We start from the raw sequence: 3,122 nt of genomic DNA on the forward strand, positions 1-3,122 counted from the left end.
AATAGCTATAAATATTTCCAGTCAAGATATAAAGTTTAGTATCCATTAGCTTAATACATTACTGCACTTACACCTTGGACCTATCAAAGGTATTTTCTTTACCTACTCTAAGAAATCTTATCTTGAGGGTTGCTTCGTACTTAGATGCTTTCAGTACTTATCAATTCCGCACTTAGCTACCGAGCCATGCTAGTGGCCTAACAACTCGTACACCATTGGTGCGTCCATCCCGGTCCTCTCGTACTAAGGACAGCTCCTCTCAAATTTCTTACGCCCACGCTGGATAGGGACCGAACTGTCTCACGACGTTCTGAACCCAGCTCGCGTGCCTCTTTAATGGGCGAACAGCCCAACCCTTGGGACCTACTCCAGCCCCAGGATGAGACGAGCCGACATCGAGGTGCCAAACCTCCCCGTCGATGTGGACTCTTGGGGGAGATAAGCCTGTTATCCCCGGGGTAGCTTTTATCCGTTGAGCGATGGCCCTTCCATGCGGTACCACCGGATCACTAAGTCCGTCTTTCGACTCTGCTTGAGTTGTAGCTCTCGCAGTTAAGCTCGCTTATGCCTTTATACTCTTCGAATGGTTTCCGTCCATTCTGAGCGAACCTTTGAACGCCTCCGTTACTTTTTAGGAGGCGACCGCCCCAGTCAAACTGCCCAACTGACAATGTCCCATGCCCTGATTCAAGGGCTATGGTTAGAACTTTGATATTAAAAGGTTGGTATCCCACCAGTGACTCCATCTAGATTGGCATCCAGATTTCCTAGTCTCCCAACTATCCTGTACATTTAATCTCAAAATCCAATATCAGCCTACAGTAAAGCTCCACGGGGTCTTTCCGTCCTAGCGTGGGTAAGTCGCATCTTCACGACTACTACAATTTCACCGGATCCTTTGTTGAGACAGTGCCCAAATCGTTACACCTTTCGTGCGGGTCGGAACTTACCCGACAAGGAATTTCGCTACCTTAGGACCGTTATAGTTACGGCCGCCGTTTACTGGGGCTTAAGTTCTAGCCTTCGATTGCTCTAAGCCTTCCCCTTAACCTTCCAGCACCGGGCAGGTGTCAGCTCCTATACTTCATCTTGCGATTTTGCAGAAACTTGTGTTTTTGGTAAACAGTCGCTTGGGCCTGGTTTCTGTGGCCTGATTTCTCAGGCTCCCCTTCTCCCGAAGTTACGGGGACATTTTGCCGAGTTCCTTAACAAAGGTTCTTCCGCGCGTCTTGGTATTCTCTACCTCCCTACCTGTGTCGGTTTTGGTACGGGCGCTTTGGTCTGGATAGTGACTTTTCTTGGCAACATGGAGTCATCAACTTCTCTACTTATGTTTTCGATACCTATCGGTTTTCAGAATTTGTGAAAGGCGGATTTGCCTACCTTTCTTCCTACGACTTTAGACCATCATCCATCAGATGGCTTTGATTATCCTTTTGCGTCATCACTTCTCTCATATCGACTTCAAGCGGTACAGGAATATAAACCTGTTATCCATCGCCTACGCCTTTCGGCCTTGGCTTAGGTCCCGACTTTCCCTGAGGGGACGAGCCTTGCTCAGGAGACCTTAGGGTTTCGACGGGGATGATTCTCACATCCCTTCTCGCTACTCATGCCAGCATTCTCTCTTGTATTAAATCCACTTTTGCTTTCGCCTTGGCTTCGTCTCTAATACAATGCTCCTCTACCACTAATAGAGGTATTAAGTTTAGCTATGAGTCCTAGTTTTTTTAACTCTAACCAGTGATTGTTAGTTCATAATTTCTTATGATACCTACTTTGACTTTAGACTTGTGTTTTTTGAATATTTTCTTTAATATCCTATCTTTATGTCTGCGTCTGAAATTTGTATTTTCTTAATCTCTTCTGTTATTGTTTTTGTTAAATATTTCCTAGTCTCATTTGTAAACTTAATTCCTCTATTAATCCGAAGCTTCGGTATTGAATTTAGCCCCGTTCATTTTCGGCGCAAACCCACTTGACCAGTGAGCTATTACGCATTCTTTAAATGCATGGCTGCTTCTAAGCCAACGTCCTGGTTGTCTTAGTAGATTCACATCCTTTTCCACTTAATTCAAATTTTGGGACCTTAGCTGTCGGTCTGGGCTGTTTCCCTTTCGACTTAGAAGCTTATCCCCCTAAGTCTGACTCCCTGACTTGATTTTTTGGTATTCGGAGTTTGATAGGTTTTGGTACGGTAATCCGCCCTAGACCATTCAGTGCTCTACCCCCTAAAATCTTAGGTCAGAGGCTAGCCCTAAAGCTATTTCGAGGAGAACCAGCTATCTCCGGGTTCGTTTGGTTTTTCGCCCCTATCCACAGTTCATCCGATGCGTTTTAAACCGCACCCGGTTCGAGCCTCCATTGAATTTTACTTCAACTTCACTCTGACCATGGATAGATCACCCGGTTTCGGGTCTATTCCATCTTACTTTCGCCCTATTAAGACTCGCTTTCGCTACGGCTTCTGATCTTAAATCATTAACCTTGCAATATAGAATAACTCGCTGGCCCATTCTACAAAAGGTACGACATCACGTTCGCTCACGCTCTGTCTGCTTGTAGGCACTAGGTTTCAGGTTCTATTTCACTCCCCTTTCGGGGTTCTTTTCACCTTTCCCTCACGGTACTTGTTCACTATCGGTCACATGTTAGTATTTAGCCTTAGGGGATGGGCCCCCTATCTTCACACCGGGTTACTCGTGCCCGGTGATACTTTCCCTCTCGTTTCTTAAAGCTTTCGTCTACAAGACTTTCACTTTCTTTGGTTTATCTTTTCAGATAATTTGACTAACTTTAAAAAATCGCTTATGAGTTAGGCTCTTTTCCTTTCGCTCGCCGCTACTTAGAAAATCGATGTTTCTTTCTTTTCCTCCTGCTACTTAGATGTTTCAGTTCGCAGGGTTTAGCCTTACTAAGCTATGTATTCACTTAGTAATGATTGTGTCTTCCACAACCGGGTTGCCCCATTCGGAGACCTAGGGGTCAGTGCTTTTTGTGAGCTTACCCTAGTTTTCGTTCACTTACGTCCTTTTTCGCCTTCATGTGCCAAGGCATCCACCTTGTGCCCTTTCTTTCTTGACTGGAAATATTTATAGCTATTTAATTTTATTAGGTACAAT

The 3,122-nt window shown here is 44.9% G+C and carries 1 rRNA gene; it reads right to left on the bottom strand.

Annotated features, from left to right (window positions below):
• Positions 1-17 precede the first annotated feature (17 nt).
• Positions 18-3,084 (bottom strand): 23S ribosomal RNA (locus ASHG_RS08695).
• Between the last annotated feature and the right edge of the window lie 38 nt (positions 3,085-3,122).

Source organism: Anaerococcus senegalensis JC48 (genome assembly GCF_000321005.1).
GTDB lineage: Bacteria > Bacillota > Clostridia > Tissierellales > Peptoniphilaceae > Anaerococcus > Anaerococcus senegalensis.